This is a genomic window from Hymenobacter sp. CRA2 (assembly GCF_002007105.1).
Taxonomy (GTDB): domain Bacteria; phylum Bacteroidota; class Bacteroidia; order Cytophagales; family Hymenobacteraceae; genus Solirubrum.
In genome coordinates this window covers 1-18,897 of record NZ_MVBC01000025.1, presented here as the reverse complement: position 1 = coordinate 18,897, position 18,897 = coordinate 1, and the positions used below count along the sequence as shown (strand labels likewise).

Annotated in this window: 15 protein-coding genes and 1 tRNA gene; 10 read left to right on the top strand and 6 right to left on the bottom strand. The window is 60.2% G+C overall.

Annotated features, from left to right (window positions below; genetic code table 11):
- Window positions 1–185 precede the first annotated feature (185 nt).
- Window positions 186–258: transfer RNA gene (locus tag B0919_RS23855), tRNA-Met, on the bottom strand.
- A gap of 165 nt (window positions 259–423) precedes the next feature.
- Here B0919_RS23855 and B0919_RS23850 point away from each other — a divergent pair.
- Window positions 424–609 (top strand): hypothetical protein, encoded by a 186-nt coding sequence (locus tag B0919_RS23850; RefSeq protein ID WP_078014823.1) that lies wholly within the window; start codon window positions 424–426, stop codon window positions 607–609.
- Between the two features lie 98 nt (window positions 610–707).
- On the opposite strand, the gene B0919_RS23845 is transcribed toward B0919_RS23850, so the two are convergent.
- Window positions 708–2,585, bottom strand: coding sequence for a BamA/TamA family outer membrane protein (locus B0919_RS23845; RefSeq protein ID WP_139362361.1), 1,878 nt, complete (start codon window positions 2,583–2,585; stop codon window positions 708–710).
- A gap of 162 nt (window positions 2,586–2,747) precedes the next feature.
- On the opposite strand from B0919_RS23845, the gene hemW reads away from it, so the two are divergent.
- The 4 genes from hemW (at window position 2,748) to B0919_RS23825 (ending at window position 6,256) form a co-directional block, all read left to right on the top strand.
- The gene (gene hemW, locus B0919_RS23840; protein ID WP_078014821.1) at window positions 2,748–3,884 is read left to right on the top strand and encodes a radical SAM family heme chaperone HemW; all 1,137 of its coding nucleotides are present in this window, start codon (window positions 2,748–2,750) and stop codon (window positions 3,882–3,884) included.
- A 337-nt stretch (window positions 3,885–4,221) separates the two neighbouring features.
- Window positions 4,222–4,665, top strand: coding sequence for a hypothetical protein (locus B0919_RS23835; protein ID WP_078014820.1), 444 nt, complete (start codon window positions 4,222–4,224; stop codon window positions 4,663–4,665).
- Entirely contained in the window at window positions 4,658–5,362 is a 705-nt protein-coding gene (locus tag B0919_RS23830; RefSeq protein ID WP_078014819.1) for an alpha/beta fold hydrolase, read from the top strand. The genes B0919_RS23835 and B0919_RS23830 overlap by 8 nt, the downstream gene beginning before the upstream one ends.
- A 105-nt stretch (window positions 5,363–5,467) precedes the next feature.
- On the top strand, window positions 5,468–6,256 hold the full coding sequence (locus B0919_RS23825; protein WP_078014818.1) for a cyclase family protein: 789 nt from the start codon (window positions 5,468–5,470) through the stop codon (window positions 6,254–6,256).
- Between the two features lie 105 nt (window positions 6,257–6,361).
- Here B0919_RS23825 and rpmA read toward each other — a convergent pair whose 3' ends face one another.
- Both rpmA and rplU read right to left on the bottom strand, forming a co-directional pair.
- Complete coding sequence (rpmA, locus tag B0919_RS23820; protein WP_078014817.1) at window positions 6,362–6,640, bottom strand: 50S ribosomal protein L27; 279 nt, start codon at window positions 6,638–6,640, stop codon at window positions 6,362–6,364.
- Between the two features lie 102 nt (window positions 6,641–6,742).
- The gene (rplU, locus tag B0919_RS23815; RefSeq protein WP_078014816.1) at window positions 6,743–7,051 is read right to left on the bottom strand and encodes a 50S ribosomal protein L21; all 309 of its coding nucleotides are present in this window, start codon (window positions 7,049–7,051) and stop codon (window positions 6,743–6,745) included.
- Between the two features lie 481 nt (window positions 7,052–7,532).
- Between rplU and B0919_RS23810 the strand changes: the two genes are divergently transcribed.
- Both B0919_RS23810 and B0919_RS23805 read left to right on the top strand, forming a co-directional pair.
- On the top strand, window positions 7,533–8,495 hold the full coding sequence (locus B0919_RS23810) for a ribonucleoside-diphosphate reductase small subunit (RefSeq protein WP_078014815.1): 963 nt from the start codon (window positions 7,533–7,535) through the stop codon (window positions 8,493–8,495).
- A 94-nt stretch (window positions 8,496–8,589) separates the two neighbouring features.
- Window positions 8,590–10,311 carry a hypothetical protein gene (locus B0919_RS23805; RefSeq protein ID WP_139362360.1) on the top strand — a complete coding sequence of 574 codons (1,722 nt, stop codon included), beginning with the start codon at window positions 8,590–8,592 and terminating at the stop codon, window positions 10,309–10,311.
- 97 nt (window positions 10,312–10,408) lie between these two features.
- Here the strand turns inward: B0919_RS23805 and B0919_RS23800 are convergent, their stop codons facing one another.
- Window positions 10,409–11,539 (bottom strand): metallophosphoesterase, encoded by a 1,131-nt coding sequence (locus tag B0919_RS23800; RefSeq protein WP_078014813.1) that lies wholly within the window; start codon window positions 11,537–11,539, stop codon window positions 10,409–10,411.
- 579 nt (window positions 11,540–12,118) lie between these two features.
- Between B0919_RS23800 and B0919_RS23795 the strand changes: the two genes are divergently transcribed.
- From B0919_RS23795 to B0919_RS23785, 3 genes are all read left to right on the top strand, one after another.
- Window positions 12,119–13,747: a CotH kinase family protein gene (locus B0919_RS23795; RefSeq protein ID WP_176133203.1), complete on the top strand. Its 1,629-nt coding sequence runs from the start codon at window positions 12,119–12,121 to the stop codon at window positions 13,745–13,747.
- A 135-nt stretch (window positions 13,748–13,882) separates the two neighbouring features.
- The gene (locus B0919_RS23790; protein WP_078014811.1) at window positions 13,883–14,809 is read left to right on the top strand and encodes a DUF6624 domain-containing protein; all 927 of its coding nucleotides are present in this window, start codon (window positions 13,883–13,885) and stop codon (window positions 14,807–14,809) included.
- Window positions 14,810–15,230: 421 nt separating this feature from the next.
- Window positions 15,231–17,600 carry a ribonucleoside-diphosphate reductase subunit alpha gene (locus tag B0919_RS23785; RefSeq protein ID WP_078014810.1) on the top strand — a complete coding sequence of 790 codons (2,370 nt, stop codon included), beginning with the start codon at window positions 15,231–15,233 and terminating at the stop codon, window positions 17,598–17,600.
- 307 nt (window positions 17,601–17,907) lie between these two features.
- Here B0919_RS23785 and B0919_RS24965 read toward each other — a convergent pair whose 3' ends face one another.
- Complete coding sequence (locus B0919_RS24965; RefSeq protein ID WP_176133202.1) at window positions 17,908–18,714, bottom strand: hypothetical protein; 807 nt, start codon at window positions 18,712–18,714, stop codon at window positions 17,908–17,910.
- Window positions 18,715–18,897 lie beyond the last annotated feature (183 nt).

Below are 18,897 nucleotides of genomic sequence, written 5' to 3'. Positions count from 1 at the left end.
ACAGATTAATTTACGCATATCGGCAGCCTATTCAGGGCTCTATCACCAAATAAGCCTATCCATACTGGCACCAATTCTTTAGTTGGCCCCGCCCGGCGAGTAAGTTGCTTACCGCTATCGGAAATTGTGTACTAGGCTGAAAACACAACGGCCCGGCTGTCAGAAGACAACCGGGCCGTTTTCGGTAGCGGGGACTGGACTCGAACCAGTGACCTTTGGGTTATGAGCCCAACGAGCTACCAACTGCTCCACCCCGCACTGTTTGGTAATGCAAAAGTAATAGGCTTTTTCGGATTAGCAGCCTTATAGGTTACATAAAAGCATCAACCACCCCGTTCAGGCTGATTATCAGGCTCAATATTTTTCGGATTCATCCTGACGCGGCGTCAGCCGTATGAGTTTAGGTCACCTTTTCGCTTTGCTATGCGCCTGCTTCTTCGCCTAGTCACCTGCCTGCTACTACTGCTGGCCGGCTCGCTCACCGCCTGTAACACCAACCACGACACCGACCAGATTTCGACTGAGTCGCCGACGACGCGTAACAGCACTGCGCCCAAGCCCGACAGCAGCGGCTACTCCGTGGATAGCTCCACCACGGTGGTGGAATAGGTTGTGAGTTAAAAAGGGTAAGAGTTCTTGAGGGTAGGAGTTTAGGAGTTGGCAGAACGAAAACTCACAAACTCTTACCCTCACGAACTCTAAACCTGTCAAAACCGGCTGGTGATGCCGAAGTGAATCTTGGAGGCGCTGAACGCAAACGGCTGCGAGTTGGTGCGGCCCACCGAGTACACGAACTGGAACAGGCCCGCCCCGGTGCGGAAGCTCAGGCCTGCCCCGAGGCCCGTGGGTGCGTCTTCGCCGGGGGCGCCGGGCAGCCCCTGCCGCAGGTACGCCTGGTCGGCAAAGAGGAACACGTAAGCCTCTGGTCCGGTAAACTGCCGTAGCTCCACCGTGCCGATGCCGTACTGCGCGGCGTAGAACTGCAGCTCGTTGAAGCCCCGCAAGGTGCTCAGCCCGCCCAGGCGAAACAGGTCGTTGAGAAACAGGCGCTGGTTGAGCAGGGCTTCGCCGCGCACCCGCAGCAGCAGCACTCCCTGCTTGCCGACGCGCAAGTACTGCTCGGCGCGGCCGTTTAGGCTGGTCTGGGTGGTGCGCAGGGGCACGCCGGCGTACAGCTCCGGGGCAATGTTGGCGTTGCGGGAAATAATCTTGGTGCCCACCGAGCCCTGGGCCATCAGCAAGGTGCCGCGGCGCGGAAACAGCGGGTCGTCGAGGGTGGTACGGGTGAGGTCGAGGCCGTAGGCGGTGAAGCGGTAGTCGATGTTTTCGGGCAGGACGCGTAGGGTTTTGTAGGCCTCCAGCGGCAGCAGGCGCGAGCTGCGCTGCTCCACAAACACGCTCACCCGGCCCGCGCGCGGGCTCACGTGGCTGAGCTGCAGGCGCGGCCGCACCGTCAGAAACTGGCTGTCCTGCTTGAACAGGTTGAAGGTAGCGCCTACGTCGATGGGCGTGCCGAAGAAATTGGGGTGCTGGTAGCCCAGGTCGAGCACCTGCGAGGCAGCATCCACCTTGCGCCACTGCACGCCCAGCTGCTTGCCCCCGCCGCCGATGTTGCGCAGGTTCAGGGTCACGTCGCCGGTTAGCTGCACGCGCTTCTGGCCGACGCCGTTGCTGGTATTGGGCAGCACCCCCACGATGGCGTCGAACTGGTTGGCGTTGCGGTCATCGAGCAGCAGGTACACCCGGGCCCGGCCCCGCGAAAAGCGTACCTCTGGGTCGGAACGTAGCTGCACGTACGGCAGCTGGCGCAACAGCCGCCCGGCATCGTCGACGCGCTGTTGGCTGTAGGGCTGCCCTGGAGCAATCTGCAGGTAGCGCTGCAGGAACCGCTTGCGGGTTTTGCTCTTGCCAATGACCTGAATGGAATCGAACACGACCACCGGCCCCCGGTCGATGGTGAGGCGGCCGCTGATGTCGGCCCCGTGCAGCTGCACCGAATCCAGGCGCACCTGCGCGAAGGGGAAGCCCTCGTTTTCGGCATTGGTGAGTACGCGCTGCTGCAGCTTGGCCAGCTCGGCGGGCTGAAACAGCTGCTCGGCGTAGAGCCGCTCCCGAAAGCCGGTGCCGGCCAGCACATCGTCGGTGAGGTTGCCGCGCTGCAGCCGGGCCCAGCGAAACTGCTCGCCCACGTACAGGCGCACGGCCAGCGTGTCGCCGCGCCAGCGTAGCTCATCGGCCGAGGCCGTGAGGTAAGCGTCGGCCTGCAGGCTCAATAGCAGCTGGCGCACGGCGCGTACGGCTTCCAGGGTATCGGCGGCGGTAGTACGCACCCGGTAGCGCCGCAGCAGAGCCGCGTCCGTAGCTTCGGTTTCCAGGCGTATGATCTTGGGCCGCGCGGCGGGCAGCTTGCGGGCGGCCTGGGCGGAGTCGGGGCGGGCTTTGGGGCGGGGCGGCAGCGGCGGGGCCTGGGTGGTGGGCAGGTTAGGCGTGCTCACTGGTGAGGTGGTCTGCGCCCGAACCCAATCGGCCTGCCAGCCCATCAGCCCGATCAGCAGAAGCAAAAAGCGCAGGACGCGGGTATACATTTGCAGGCTCAAACGCGGCGGCAGCCGTTTTCTTTTCTGCCCGAGCCGACTAACTCGGGCTGCGCAGCGTCTAGGCGTGAACAAATCCGCCCGCTCAAATCGTTCTGACGCTGGCGCAAGCTAAGCCGTCGGGCGCGCTAGTCAAGCTTACGCCCTCCCTTCATGGCCGGACTTTACCTCCACATTCCCTTCTGCAAGCAAGCTTGCCATTACTGCGACTTTCACTTTAGCACCTCGCTGGGGCGCAAAGCCGACGTGGTGCAGGCGCTGGTGCGGGAGCTGGAGCTGCGCCACGACTACCTCGGCGGCGCCGGCCTGAGCACCATCTACTTCGGTGGCGGCACGCCTTCCCTGCTGACAGAGACCGAGCTGCTGAAGCTGTTCGAGGCCATCTACCAGTACTTCGACGTAGCTCCGGACGCGGAAATCACCCTCGAAGCCAACCCCGACGACCTCAGCGCCGCCAAGCTGCGCGAGTTGGCATCTGCGCCGGTCAACCGCCTGAGCATCGGTCTGCAGAGCTTCCACGAGCCGCACCTGCGCCTGATGAACCGCGCCCACTCGGGCGAGGAGTCGCGCCGCTCGGTGCGCGCAGCCCAGGATGCTGGTTTTGACAACCTCAGCATCGACCTGATCTACGGCGTGCCGAACCCGGCTGGTGACCACGGCATCTGGCAGCACGATTTGCAGGAGGCCGTGGCGCTGCAGGTGCCGCACTTATCCTGCTACGCCCTCACCATCGAGCCGCAAACGGTATTTGGTCGGCGGCTGAAGAAAGGCCAGTTTCGCTCCGCGCCCGAAGAATTCGTGGCGCAGGAGTTTGAGATGCTGCTCGAGGCCAGCCGCGCCGCCGGCTACGAGCAGTACGAAATCAGCAACTTCGCCCGGCCGGGCCGCTACTCCCGTCACAACAGCAGCTACTGGCAGGGCGTGCCCTACCTCGGCCTCGGGCCCAGCGCCCACTCCTTCGACGGGCAGAGCCGGCAGTACACCGTGCCCAGCAACGCGCAGTACGTGCAGGGCATTCTGGAGCGCCACGAGGTACCCGCCACCCGCGAAGACCTCTCCCCCACCGACCGCGCCAATGAGTACCTGATGACCAGCCTGCGCACCTCCGCCGGCTGTAGCCTGGCCTACCTGCGCCAGCACCTCGGCGTAGACCTGGCCGCTCAGCGCGCCACCTACCTGCAGCAGCTCCAGCACGACGGCTGGGCCGACGTGACGTCCGACCTGCTGCGCCTCACCGACCGGGGCAAGCTGCTGGCCGACCAGATTACGCTGGAGCTGTTTCTGGCGTAGCAGCAGCGGTAACACTGGCTGTCATTGCGAGGCGCAGCCGAAGCAACCGTAGGAAGGCGTTAGCCAATCGGTCCTATGCAATGTGCCGACCAATAAACAGCCCCGCCCGAAACCAGCATCTGCCGTTTCGGGCGGGCTCTTTTCGGTTGATAAGTTTTGACGGGTGGTGCCGTGAAAGGAAGGATTGGCTACGTCCCCCCTTCTACGGTTGCTTCACGTTGCTCGCAATGACAGCCGGTGCTGCCGCTGCTTATGACAGGAGCCGTCATAGGGCGTTACCGTTCGGCGGGTACTTGCGTAGCTTGTACAGTTACCTATCCCCGCTTACCTTCCCTGCATGCAACGCCTGATTGACGCCGTCGAATACGGAGCCGATTTTTTCGTGGAGGAAATCCACATTCGCGCCATCGTGTTCGACAATACTGACGATGTGACCCTGTGGGCCACCACCGTTTTCGATGCCCAAACCTACTTCTTCCACCTCGGCCTGCCCTTCGCCCAGCTTGATCTGCTGCTGCGCCAGGCCGGGCCGCGCGCCGGTGAGCTGCAGGAGGAAGTAGCCGATGCGCTGGCTACGGCGCCCCGCCCCTGCCTGCTCGAATATACCCAGGACGAGCAAAACGCCATCGTGCTGCCCGGCATTGCACTGAAGCTTTCCTTTACCTACCCCGCCGACGAGGATGAATTCCTCGACGAAGACGATGAGGATGCCAGCGAAGAGCGCGCCGCGGCCGACAACGTTTTCTACCTGGAAGGCATTTTCCGCCGCCTCGATGCCTGATTCGCAACCAGCCCCGGTCCTACCGGTCTTCTACCTGATTTCTGGCCTGGGCGCCGATGAGCGGGTATTCCAACGGCTCATCCCGCTGCTGCGCGGCACTGTGCACTACCTGCCGTGGCTCGCCCCCGCCGACCCCGACGAACCTTTACCGGCCTACGCCCAGCGCATGGCGGAAAGCGTTCCGGTGGACGAGCGTTGCTGGCTGGTAGGCGTATCATTTGGGGGTACCGTCGCCCTGGAAATAGCCCGCCTGCGCCCCCTGGCTCTGGTAGCTCTGGTGTCCAGCATCCCCGGCGCCGATCAGTTACCGCTGCTGCTAAAGCTGGTGCGGGCTACCGGCGTGCAAAACTGGCTGCCGCCGCAGCTGCTCAAGTTTATGCCCCGCCTGGGGCAATGGTACTTCGGCGTGGGTGGGGGCGAGGAGTACCGACTGTTTCGCCAGATTCTGTGGGACCAGGAGCCGGGCTACACCCGCTGGGCCGTGCGCAGCCTGTTTCGGTGGGACAGCCGCGACATCGGCCCGTCGGTGCAAATACTGGGCAGCCGCGACCGGGTATTTCCGCCCGGCCCGGCCAGCGTCGAGTACCTCATCGAGGGCGGCACGCACTTCATGGTGTACAGCCGCGCCGAGGAAATTGCGCGCATCCTAAACCAGCTGGCGGGGCAGTTTACTGCCGAGCCACCGGTGGTACCGTAGTGATACCAGCACCAACCACCAAGCCAGTTTTCAGCCTGCTTTATTTTAAGCACCGGTTACGCCGCTCGGTAGCTCAACCGGCGCCTGCTTCAGCCTTCTTGCTTCATGCTTACTGCTACTCTTCAGTACCACGGCCGCTCGTTCAGCTTCAATCCTGTTGCCCCGCTCGATATAGCTTTACCACTGAAGCCCGGGCCCGAGCAGGTCAATTGCTTTTGGGCCAAATCAGTTGAAATCGATGTAATTCGCGTGGGCGACTTCGTGGGCTCGGTGGCGGAAGGCGGCAGCACCAACTACAAGCGCGTGCACCTGACGCCCCACGGCAACGGCACGCATACGGAATGCTACGGCCACATCAGCCCTGACCCGGCTGCTACCTTACCCAACTGCTTGCAGCGGTTCCTGTTCGTGGCCTGGGTAGTATCGGTGGCCCCACGCCCGCGGATGGGGGGCGACCTAGTGGTGGAGCTGGCCGACGTGCTGCCGCTGCTACAGGCTGCGCCGGTGCCGCCCGAGGCCGTTGTGCTGCGCACCTTGCCCAACGCCGGGGCCAAACGTACGCGCCAATACTCGGGGCAGAACCCGCCGTACATCAGCGCTGAGCTGGCGCAGTACCTCGCGGAGCAAGGCATTGAGCACCTGCTGCTGGATTTGCCGAGCGTCGACCGGGAGCTGGACAACGGCTTGCTGGCCGCGCACCATGCCTTTTGGCAGTACCCCGACAACATTCGTCGCGGGGCCACCATCACCGAGCTCATCTTCGTGCCCGACGACGTTGCGGATGGCCTGTACTTGCTCAACCTGCAAGTGACCATGCTGGAGCTCGATGCCAGCCCCAGCCGCCCGGTACTCTACTATCTAACTGAAACCACCGACGGCTGGGCCGGGCACTAAAACCGGCCTGTACCGACGGCAGCAACCCGCACCTGTCCGCTCGGTGCAAACGAAAAAAGCCCGCCGGTAAGGCGGGCTTTCTTGATGCTTCGAGAGCGAGGCTACTTAAGCAGCAGCTTCTTCCGTAGCAGCAGCCGGAACAATCGTCACGAACGAACGGTCTTTGCGGCCTTTGCGGAACTGAACCGTGCCGTCAACCAGTGCGAACAGGGTGTGGTCCTTGCCGATACCCACGTTCTGGCCGGGGTGGTGCTTGGTGCCGCGCTGACGCACGATTACGTTGCCAGCAATGGCCACCTGGCCACCGTAAAGTTTCACGCCGAGACGCTTGGAATGCGATTCGCGGCCGTTGTTGGAGCTACCTACGCCTTTCTTGTGTGCCATGGTATTTAGAGAGTTGTCAGTTGTCAGTTGCGAGTTGTCAGCTTGTGCAACCAGCACCCCTAAGGTACTGACAACTGACAACGTTAGACTGTCAACCCGGCCTTAGCCGATGCTGTTGATCATTACTTTGGTGTAGTCCTGACGATGCGTGTTGAGCTTCTTGTAGCCCTTACGACGCTTCTTCTTGAAGACAATCAACTTGTCGCCACGAACGTGGCCCAGGATGGTGCCTTTCACTTTGATGTCGGACAGGAACGGGGCGCCCACGCTCAGGGTGCCGTTGTTGTCGGTCAAGAGTACATTGCCCAACTCAACCTCGTCGCCGACGTTGCCGGCCAGTTTGTGGGCGTACACAAATTTGTTGGCTTCGACTTTCGTCTGCTTGCCGGCTATGTCTACGATTGCGTACATCGGTTCTCCGCAGGTTTTCTGAAAATGGAAGGCAAAAGTACGAGGTGGTTTTGACATTACCAAACCTAACGCGTTAATCCTCTTGTACTCGCCTGAGTTTCACTCGCCGCTTGCATTGGGCAGGAACCCGTAACGCCAGCACGCGCATAGTATTTTTGTGGACAACTTGAATTGTCAACAGACAGAATGTGGAAAACTTTTCCGCTTAGCTGGCTTTTTCGCAGATTCGTTGGCTTTTCCCGATATGGCAGCCACTTCCTTGGTTTCAGCCGCTTAGCAAAAAATTAACAGAGAAAAAAGCGCTACACACCGGCGAGGCTCGGCCCGGTCGGGCTATCTTTGAACTTCGGTCGGGCCGCAGCAGCTCCCATTGGGGGCCGATGGGCCAAGCCGAACAACAGGCCCGGAGCCGCGGTTAGCTTGCCCAGCCGCCGTAGTTGCCGGCCCTTTTTCCCGACCGTTTCATCCCTGTTGCCAGCCTATGGAACCGCTCCTGGTAGAAAACCCCAACCGCTTCGTCCTCTTCCCGATTCAGAACGACGACGTGTGGCAGATGTACAAGAAAGCTGAAGCCTCCTTCTGGACGGCGGAGGAAATCGACCTGTCGCAGGACCAGAAAGACTGGGACAACCTCAACGACAACGAGCGGCACTTCATCTCGCACGTGCTGGCCTTCTTCGCCGCCTCCGACGGCATCGTGAACGAGAACCTGGCCGTCAACTTCATGCAGGAGGTGCAGATGCCCGAGGCGCGCTGCTTCTACGGCTTCCAGGTGATGATGGAAAACATCCACTCAGAGACCTACTCGCTGCTGATTGATACCTACATCAAGGACCCCAAGCAGAAGGATTACCTCTTCAACGCGTTGGAGACCGTGCCGGCGGTGACCAAAAAGGGCCAGTGGGCGCTGAAGTGGATCAACTCCGAGAACTTCACCGAGCGCCTGATTGCCTTTGCCGCCGTAGAAGGCATCTTCTTCTCCGGCTCGTTCTGCTCCATCTTCTGGCTGAAGAAGCGCGGCCTGATGCCGGGCCTCACATTCAGCAACGAGCTGATCAGCCGTGACGAAGGCCTGCACTGCGACTTCGCCTGCCTGCTCTACGAGCGGTACCTGCAGAACAAGCTGCCCGAGAGCCGCGTGCACGACATCATCCGCGACGCGGTGAGCATCGAGCAGGAGTTTGTGACCGACGCGCTGCCGGTGAACCTCATTGGCATGAATGCGCAGGCTATGTCGCAGTACATTGAGTTTGTGGCCGACCGCCTGCTCGTCTCGCTGGGCTACCGCAAAATCTACAATGCCTCGAACCCCTTCGACTTCATGGAGATGATTTCGCTGCAGGGCAAGACCAACTTCTTCGAGAAGCGCGTGGCCGAGTACCAGAAAGCCGGCGTGATGTCGGACCGCGACCAGAACGTCTTCTCGCTCGACGAGGACTTTTAAGCGGCAACTACCTGATTACGACGAGCCCGGCGTGCAAGCGCCGGGCTTTTTGTTTATCATTACCTGCCGATCTATTGTTCTTTTCCCGTTGTGTATGCCTGATTTTACCCTCCTGAGCCGTCGTGCCCTACTATTAGCCGCCAGCGCTGCATTGCCCCTACTAAGCCAAGCGCAGAGCAGCCCTGTTTGGCAACAGGTGCGCCGCACTACTACCACTAGCACCACCACCAGGGCCCTGCCTACCAATTCGGGTGGCGCCCTCAAAACCGACGGCGCGGGCAACGTGTACGTGACCAACAGCTATCAGGGCACCATCGAACTAGGGGGCAGCACCCTTACCTCGACCGAGCCCAATGCTTATGTGGCCAAATACAACGATGCCGGCACGCTGCTGTGGGCGCGCAACGTGCAGGAGGCGGCTCAGCCGGCAGGAGTGACGGCCCTGGCGCTGGACGCGACCGGCAACGTGTACCTGACCGGTAGCTTCGCGGCAACCATGGCCTTGGGAACGAGCACGCTGACCGAGCCCCTGGGGAGCAGCTTTCTGGCGAAACTGGACACGCAGGGTAATCCGGTCTGGCTGCAGGCCATCGGCCGCAGCGGTGCCAGCAGTGGCTACAACACCAGCAGCCCCGCGGGTCTCGGCGTGGATGGGAATGGCAACATTCTGGTAGCCGGGACCTATACTGGGACTGTGGACATGGGCGGCACCACCCTGACCAGCGTACTGGGCGCCACGGCGGATGGCAGCAGCAGAAACACTCAAGACTTTTTCATTGCCAAATACAACGCCCAGGCCGGGCTAGTCTGGGCCCGCAGCGAAGGGGGAACCGGCGAGGACTGGGCCGGGGCCCTAGCTGCCGATGCGGCAGGCAATGCCTACGTGGCCGGTGGTATAGAAGGCCCCGTGACCATTGGCGGCACTACCCTAAGCGGCACGCCCAACAACCTCGACGGCTTTGCGGCCAAGTACAGTGCGGGGGGCTCACCTACCTGGGTAAGCCTTATGCCGACGTCCATACGCAGCCTTGGCCTCGATAACGCTCGTAGTCTGGCTATCGATAATGCCGGCAATGTGGCCGTAGGCGGCTTCGTAGAGGACGGCTCCGTGGTGGGCAACTACCTCAAAGCCTATCTGGTGCATTTCACAGCTCAGGGCACCTCCGACTGGCACCACCTTGCTACGGGCACCATGAGCTACCCCGGTAGCGTTGCTATCGATGAGTTTGGCAATAGCTACTTCAGCAGCCGCTTTCTTCGTGCCGTGGGCATGGGTCTGGTCACAGTGTCGGCGGTGCCTACCAACAATACGCTGAATCCGGCGCTGGCAGTATTCTCGTTTACGCCCCAGGGCACCGTACGCTGGACGCAGCAGAGCAACGACGTAGGCGCCGTGTACCCCGCACCGCAAGGATTGGCCCTCAACAGTGCGGGCCAGCTCTACGTGGCTGGCACCCTGGCTGGACTTATTGGCTTTGGCAACCTCGCCATGCCGACCAGCCGGGGCAACCAAGAAACCTTTTTTGCCCGGCTGAGCAGTGTTACCACTGGTACGCGGTCGGGCCGGCAGCTGGCGCCGCTGGCAGTGTACCCCAGCCCGGCCCGCCAACTGGCCACAGTGCGGCTGCCGGCCGGCCGTGAGGCCGGGCACCTGACCGTCCGCGACGCACTAGGGCGCATGGTGCAGACTGTACCCTACGCCGCTACTGCCACTGAGCTACCGCTGTCGGTAGCCGGGCTGGCGCAGGGGGTGTACCATGTGCAGGCCGTGGCCGCCAATGGAGCTACCGCTGCGGGCCGCCTACTGGTGGAATAGCCTCGTGTTTCTTTTAGCCGCTTAACACCACGGGCGGACCTGCTAGCAGGCCCGCCCGTGGTGTTAAGCGGCAATACGGCCGGTAAGCGCTGCAGGCTTACAATAGCACGGCCCGCACTACCCGCGCAAAGCCGCTGCCGCGCAGCTGCACGTAATACACGCCCGCGGCCAGGCCGTTGCGGGGCCAGCTTGCGCGGTGCCAGCCCGGGGCCTGCTCGCCCTCCCGCAGCCGGGCTATTTCCTGCCCTAGTGCGTTGAGCACCCGCAGTTCCACGGTGGTGGCCGCGGGCAGAAAAAACTCTACCGTGGCCGTTTCCTGCACTGGATTGGGGAAGAGCGGGTACAGCGTGGGCGTAGCGCTACCCGCCCGAAACAGGGTGTAGCGGTCAATCAGTGTGCGGTTGCGGGTGAAGAACTGCAGCGTCAGGCTGTCGGGGCTGGCGTTGAGCAGCATCGCGCCGTATTCGCCCGTGAAGCTGAACTTGCTTTCGGGCAGGGGCGTGCGCAGGCGGTACAGGCTGCGCCCGCCGAGCCCGTTGATGAAGTAGGGGAAATCATCGACGACCAGCCGCTCGTAGTGGTGGTCGTGGCCGGCCAGCACTACTGAAGCACCCCACTGCTTGAAGGGCCACTGCAGGGCGGCGGTGTTGCCGTGCCAGCCCGAGGAGTAGGGTGCGTGGTGCAGGTATACTACTTTCCACGGCTCGGGCGCGGCGGCCAGGGCAGCTTGCAGCCAACGCCCCTGCACCGACCCAGCGGTAATGCCATCGGGCTCCAGCGGGTCGCTGTTGACGGCAAAGAAGTGCACGTTGTCGCGCACAAAGTCGTAGTAGCGGCCGTTGCCGGGCAGGGTGAAGTAGCGGCGGTACGGCTCACCGTTGTTGGTGTAGTAGTCGTGGTTGCCAGGAACGGGGAAGAAGCGGTTGGTGCTGGCGCTGGGCCCGTAGCGCCCGTGGTAGTTGCCGATGTACTCGTGGTAGTACTGCCCCACGTTCTGGTCGATAGTAGTGGAGTCGCCCAGCTCGTAGTTGTTGTCGCCGAGGGTGATGATAAACTCCGGGTCCCAGCTCTTGACCAGGTTGGCTACGTCACGCTCGGCCGGCCCGGCATAGCCGTAGTCGCCGATGGCGGCAAAGCGCTGCGCCGCGGCGGGCACAGTGAGGCCGCCCAGGCAGAGCAGCAGGAAGCAAAACGTATGCTGCCAGCGGCGGCAGGAAAGACCAAGCATGGTACTGAAGGGGCGAGAAATGGCATTGAATGAAGAATATCTACTATACTCCACCCATTATTGTTTTTTATATGCGTATTTCGCGCCCCGTTTTACAAACGCCCACAGTGGCGTTATCCGGGCTTTCTGCAATCGACTCTGTGCACACGGCGGATAAACGCAATACCTACGGCTATTTAAGCCTCTAATTTACACTGCTGTGAGCAAACCTCAATTACGTTTTTCCCAAATATCGCTTCAAATTTCTTTCTCATAATACCCCCCGATGTGCGGCGGCACAGCACCTGTCGCCCTTGGCAATAAGCGCTGCCGATACCGCTGGTAAACGCTGCTGGCGCCCCTAACCTCCCTGCCTTTCAGGCCCCGCTGAGTACTGCTGCTTGCTGGACGCAAGGCAGGCGCCGATTCGCGCGCCTCGTTTTTTCGGCTGCCATGCAACCTCAACAGCTAAATGTAGCTCACCGCTGAATAATAATCATCCACAAATTACACATGCGAAAAACCATTACTAATCACGTCAGTTGTTTGCTTTGTCTGCTGCTATTTATTTCTGCGCGCAGCACGTTTGCCGGCGACACGTTGACCGTTGCCCCGCGTTTTTACCACGTAGATCGGGCCAATAAGATTATCGTAATCAACCAGAGCATCACCGCTCTTAATGGCAACCCGGACCGCAAAGGACACCTGGCGCTGGACAGCGTGTACACCTTTGCCCAGCCCGTCACTACGCTGCGCACCGATTCCTCTTACCAGGTGCGCAGCGGCAATGCCGCCTACAAGCTGTTCTTTACGCAGCTGCCCGTAGCCCATATCGATACGCGCTATACCATCATGGATGCGCCCAGCGTGTACGCGCAGTTTCAGCTGGTGGAGGCCTCGGGCCAGCAGGTGCAGTCAAACCTGGGCGTGGAGTTCCGGGGCGGTTACTCCCAAAACTTCCCCAAGAAGTCGTATGAGCTGAGCTTCTGGAACGACACCGTGGGCACGGCCTCGCGCGACGTGACGCTGCTGGGTATGCGCACCGACAACAAGTACAACCTGCAGGCGCTGTACAACGAGCCGCTGCGCTTCCGCAGCAAGGTATCGAATGCGCTGTGGCAGGAAATCCACCAGATCTACTACAAAAACCTGGAGCCTGATGCCAAAAACGGCATTGCCATGGAGTACGTGGAGCTGTTCGTCAACGGTGAGTACCGCGGCATCTACGCCCTCAGCGAGCGGGTGGACCGCAAGCAGCTGAAGCTGAAGAAGTACAACAACGGCATCCTCGGGGAGCTGTACAAGGGCAGCGACTGGGGCGGAGCCGTCACCTTCACGGGCCTGCCGCCCGTCGACAACAACAGCGAAACCTGGGGCGGCTTCGAGTACAAGCACCCGGAGGAGCAAATCGACTGGACCAACCTCTACACCTTCGTCAGCTTCGTGCAGAACAGCACCGAAGCCGACTTTATGACCAACTACAAGCAGCAGTTCCACCTCGGCAACGCCGTGGACTATTACCTGTTCCTGAACCTGCTGCGGGCCACCGACAACACCGGCAAGAACATCTATATCGCCAAGTACAAGCGCAACGAGCCCTACTACTACGTGCCCTGGGACCTGGACGGCGTGTTCGGCACGGACTACACCGGCGGCAACACCGGCAACGTGGACGATATCCTAACCAACGGCATGTACAGCCGCCTGACCCGGGACTGCTCGGCGGGGGGCTTCCGCGAGGCGCTGCAGACCCGCTGGAACGCCCTGCGCGCCAGCGTCATCACCGAGCAGCACATCATGGCCAAGTTCCGGGCCGAGTACGACTACCTCAACGCCAACAACGCCTACGCCCGGGAACAGCTGGCCTGGGGCGACTACCAGCACGACACTACGCAGCTGGCTTACATGACGGGCTGGCTGCGCCACCGCCTGACCTACCTCGACAACGCCTTCAACCAGTCGTGCGCGGCCGTGACCAGCGTAAAAACCCAGACCGATGGCCTGCTGAAACTCTACCCCAATCCCGCCAATGACTACCTGATGGTGGAAACCGGCGCGGCCGGCACCTGCCAGCTGAGCATCCGGGACCTGAGCGGCCGCTTGGTGCAGCAAACCACGCTGACGGGCAAGCAAAACCGCCTCGACATCGGTCAGCTGCGCAAGGGCGTGTATGTGGTGACGCTGAAAACGGCCACGGCCGTAGCTACGGAGAAGCTGGTGATTAACTAAGCTTCGTTAGCAACCTCAGAAAAGCCCGCGCCCCAACGGCCGCGGGCTTTTTTGTGACCATCGGCGGCGCGCTTGCAACGCTATAGCTAAGGAGGCGTCGTTGGGACATGCACTAACCCCTATACCACTTTTGCCATGCTCAAAGCCCTACTCCTCGGCGCGGCGCTGCTGCTGACTGCGCCACTAGCCTACTGCCAGGCCACCTTCAGCGCCCTGAATCGGCAGGCCATGGGTGCCTACTCGGCCAAGAACTACGCCGAATCGGGCAAGCTATTCGACCAGGCCTTCAAGGACAAAGCCGGCAAGCCCACCAGCACCGACTACTACAACGCGGCTTGCAGCTGGGCCCTGGCCGGCGACAAAGACAAAGCCTTTCGCTACTTGGATCGGGCCACCGGAGCAGGCTGGGACAACGTGGCCCACGTGAAGCAAGACACGGACCTGACCAGCCTGCGCACCGATAAACGCTGGCCGGTGATGCTGGCAAAGCTGGACGCCACCGTGGCTAAAGCCGAGGCCAAGCTGAACCAGCCGCTGAAAAAGGAGCTGCAGGAAATCTACGCCACGGACCAGGGCGTGCGCGGCAAAATCGATTCGGTGCAGCGGAATTTCGGGCAAAAGTCGCCGCAGTGGGACGCGCTGATGAGCGAGATGCGCGCCATCGACGAGCGCAACACCAAGCGCGTCACCGAAATCATCGACCAGTACGGCTGGCCGGGCAAAGCCCTGGTGGGCCGCATGGGCAGCCTCACCGCCTTCCTGGTCATCCAGCACGCCGACCTGGCGGTGCAGGAGAAGTACTTCGACGTGTTGAAGCAGGCGGCAGCCCGCGGCGACATTGCCCCGGGCAACTTCGCGCTGCTGCAGGACCGCGTGCTGCTGCGCCGCGGCAAGTCGCAGATCTACGGCAGCCAGGTGGTGGGCAACCCCAGCACGGGCAAGCCGGAGTTTGCGCCCATCGAGGACGAAGCGCACGTGGATGAGCGGCGGGCCGCGGTGGGGCTGGGGCCGCTGGCCGAGTACGCCAAGAACTTCGGCTTCGAGTACACGCCCAAGAAGTAGCGCCTGAGGGGCAGAATACAGCAAGCCCGCGGCCCAGGCCGCGGGCTTTTTTGTGGGTTGTTTGCCCGTCGTCCGGCCGGGCTTTCGTCATTCGGCGGGAGGAGTATCTGTTCGCCGGGAAGCTGCCCAACGAGCTTAGCAAAACGGGCCGAAACGAACAACCCGATTTTGGCCGGTTTTGCGGCCTTCGGGCTTATGTGGATAACGTCTAAAAATCGGCCCGCACGGTAGCGGGAACCGATTGTGGAAAACTTTCCGGCTCTGAACTGATTCAGGCAAACAACGCGGCCGAGTATATTCCGGACAGTAACGGCGCGGGCCGGGCAGGAAATGGTGGAGCTTTGGCTCCGACCCATCTGCCCAGCCCGCGCTGCCGCAACCCACACACCTCCAACCTTTTTACTCCAACCTCATCCCGCCTATGCTGGTAATTAAACGCGACGGCCGGCGCGAGTCCGTCAAGTTCGATAAAGTCACGGCTCGCATCGAGAAACTGTGCTACGGGCTGAACATGCTCTTCGTCTCCCCCATCGAAGTGGCCAAAAAGGTCATCGACGGGATTTACGACGGCGTGACCACCGTGGAGCTCGATAACCTGGCGGCCGAAACCGCCGCCTCGCTCACCACCAAGCACCCGGATTACGCGATTCTCGCGGCCCGCATCGCGGTGAGCAACCTGCACAAGGTGACCTCGAAGTCCTTCTCCTCCACGATGAAGCGACTCTACACCTACGAGGACCCCAAAAACGGCGACAACGCCTCGCTGGTAGCCCGCGACGTGTGGGAAGTGGTGCACAAGCACGCTGCCCAGCTCGACTCGGCCATCATCTACGACCGGGACTACAACTACGACTACTTCGGCTTCAAGACGCTGGAGCGCTCCTACCTGCTGCGCCTCGACGGCAAGGTGGTGGAACGCCCCCAGCACATGCTGATGCGCGTGGCCGTGGGCATTCACAAGGACGACATCGAGCAGGCCATCGAGACCTACAACCTGATGTCGGAGCGCTGGTTTACCCACGCTACCCCTACCCTCTTCAACGCCGGCACGCCCAAGCCGCAGCTCTCGTCGTGCTTCCTGCTGACGATGAAGGACGACAGCATCGAGGGCATCTACGACACGCTGAAGAACTGCGCGCTGATTTCGCAATCGGCGGGCGGCATCGGGCTGGCCGTGCACAACGTGCGCGCCACCGGTAGCTACATCAAGGGCACCAACGGCACCTCCAACGGCCTCGTGCCCATGCTGAAAGTGTTCAACGACACGGCCCGCTACGTAGACCAGGGCGGCGGCAAGCGCAAGGGCGCCTTTGCCATCTACATCGAGCCCTGGCACGCCGACATCATCGACTTCCTGGACCTGAAGAAAAACCACGGCAAGGAGGAAAACCGCGCCCGCGACCTGTTCTACGCCCTCTGGATCAACGACCTGTTCATGAAGCGGGTGGAGCAGAACGGCGACTGGACGCTGATGTGCCCCCACGAGTGCCCGGGCCTCGATACGAGCTGGGGCGAGGACTTCGAGCGCCTGTACCAGAAGTACGAGCGCGAAGGCCGCGGCCGCAAAACCATCAAGGCGCAGGACCTGTGGTTTGCCATCCTGGAAAGCCAGACCGAGACGGGCACGCCCTACATGCTGTTTAAGGACGCGGCCAACCGCAAGTCCAACCAGCAGAACCTGGGCACCATCAAGTCCTCGAACCTGTGCACCGAGATTATGGAGTACACGGATGCCGACGAAATTGCCGTCTGCAACCTGGCCTCCCTGGCCCTGCCGCGCTACGTATCGGAGAAGGACGGCAAGCCCTACTTCGACCACCAGCGCCTGTTCGAGGTGACCTACCACGCCACCAAGAACCTGAACAAGGTTATCGACATCAACTACTACCCCGTGCCCGAGGCCGAGCGCAGCAACAAGCGCCACCGCCCCATCGGCCTGGGCGTGCAGGGCCTGGCCGATACCTTCATTGCGCTGCGCATGCCCTTCGAGAGCGAAGAGGCGGCCGGCCTGAACAAGGACATCTTCGAGACCATCTACTTCGCCGCCGTGACGGCCTCCAAGGACCTCGCCAAGCGCGACGGCCACTACGAGACCTTCCCCGGCTCGCCCATGAGCAAGGGCCAGTTCCAGTTCGACATGTGGGGCGTCACGCCCGAGTCGGGCCGCTGGGACTGGGACGCGCTGCGCGCCGAAGTAATGGAGCACGGTGTGCGCAACTCGCTGCTGGTGGCGCCCATGCCCACCGCCTCGACGGCGCAGATCCTGGGCAACAACGAGTCGTTTGAGCCCTACACCTCCAACATCTACGTGCGCCGCGTGCTCAGCGGGGAGTTCATGGTGGTGAACAAGCACCTGCTCAAGGACCTGGTGAAGCTGGGCCTGTGGAACGAGCAGATGAAGCAGGACATCATCGCCGCCAACGGCTCGGTGCAGAACATTCCCAGCATTCCGCAGCACATCAAGGACCTCTACAAGACGGTCTGGGAAATCTCGCAGCGCACCATCATCGACATGGCCGCCGACCGCGGGGCTTACATCTGCCAGAGCCAGAGCCTGAACCTGCACGTGCAGAACCCCAACTTCGGCAAGCTGACTTCGATGCACTTCCACGCCTGGAAGCGCGGCCTGAAGACCGGCATGTACTACCTGCGCACCAAAGCCGCTGCCGACGCCATCAAGTTCACCGTGCAGAAGCAAGCCGCCGAAACGCTGGAACCGGTGTACGACCAAGCCGCCGCCATGGCCTGCTCCCTGGATAACCCCGACGCCTGCGAAGCTTGCAGCGCGTAAGGAAGAAACACGGCAAAATATGGAATGGCAAATAGGCTCCTTGGTTCCATTTCCCGAAGGCAGTAATGGCTTCTACGAAATAATTGCTACACGTCAACAACATCACATCATGATTGATAAGGGCACAGTCTCAGTACCTGAAGGATGTGATTTTGTTCTACGCAAAGTGTATAATCAGGAGGAAAAGGGGAAGTTCTTTCCTTACGTTTGCGCAAAAGTTGAGCAAGGCAAAATCTCGGAATGCCTTGGCAAAACACCAATAATAAAAGAACATTTACCTAGATAGCAACAATAAAAAAGGCGCCTGTTATGGCGCCTTTTTTATTGTTGCTTGTTTCAATGCCAACTCTGTTTGAGCCTTTTCTAGTAAAAACTCATCCATTCTCACCTCTGCCAAGAATGGAGCACCTTTAACTCTCTCATGCAGCTTTAGCAATCTACTCTTCGCACGCATAACTACAGTATTATATGTCATAGGTATTATAGTAACTAAGCCATTGTGTTCTGTTGTTACTCCTGATTCATATTTATCTAACGTTGCTCCTAACACGAAGCATGTTACGTTGGTGTCAGTAATTAATCCTTTTTCCAAAAGTTCTTTCACATATTTCCAGGCTTGGTTTTTTTCTTCTTTTCCAATAGGCACTCCTGGACGCTTGAGTTCAACAATAGTAAGCCGGTCAAAACCGGCTTCACCTCCATTAGAATCATATTTAGGATAGGCATATAGCCCCACGGTACCATCAGGCAAGATGGCAAAATCCGGCCTAATATTCGTTCCGTCCATGCTGCCTCCAAATAGTTTTTGAATAACAGAAGTCATAGTTTCATTCGATGTATATTCAATAGTTTCATACTCGGGCCCAAAAATCCAGAGGCCCCTGTGGAATAGAGGTTGCAACTCCCCGACTTCTTCTGTACTTTCTTTTACGACCTTTATTCGGAGCTGTTCTAAAAGCTTTAATCTAAATTCAAGTTCATCCAAAACAATTTTTGCAGCATCAATATTCCATTTATCAAGAAGGCCAGACAGATTGTCAAGCTGATCTTCATTCATAGAGGAAAGCTGGCTTATCAAATTAAACTGCGAAGAGGAATTTTCCAGCTTGGCCAATACAGAAGCTACTTTATGTAGATCAGTCTCTGAAATAGAAGGGCAGTCAATTTGTATATAGCGGATTCATGAACGATGTACATGATAACCACAATGGTTGAACCAGGCTTTGGCATCCTTGCTGGAAATCCACTCAACCGCGGTTTGGATAGCCGCCTCCAGTGCTTCACGGGTACGGGCCTG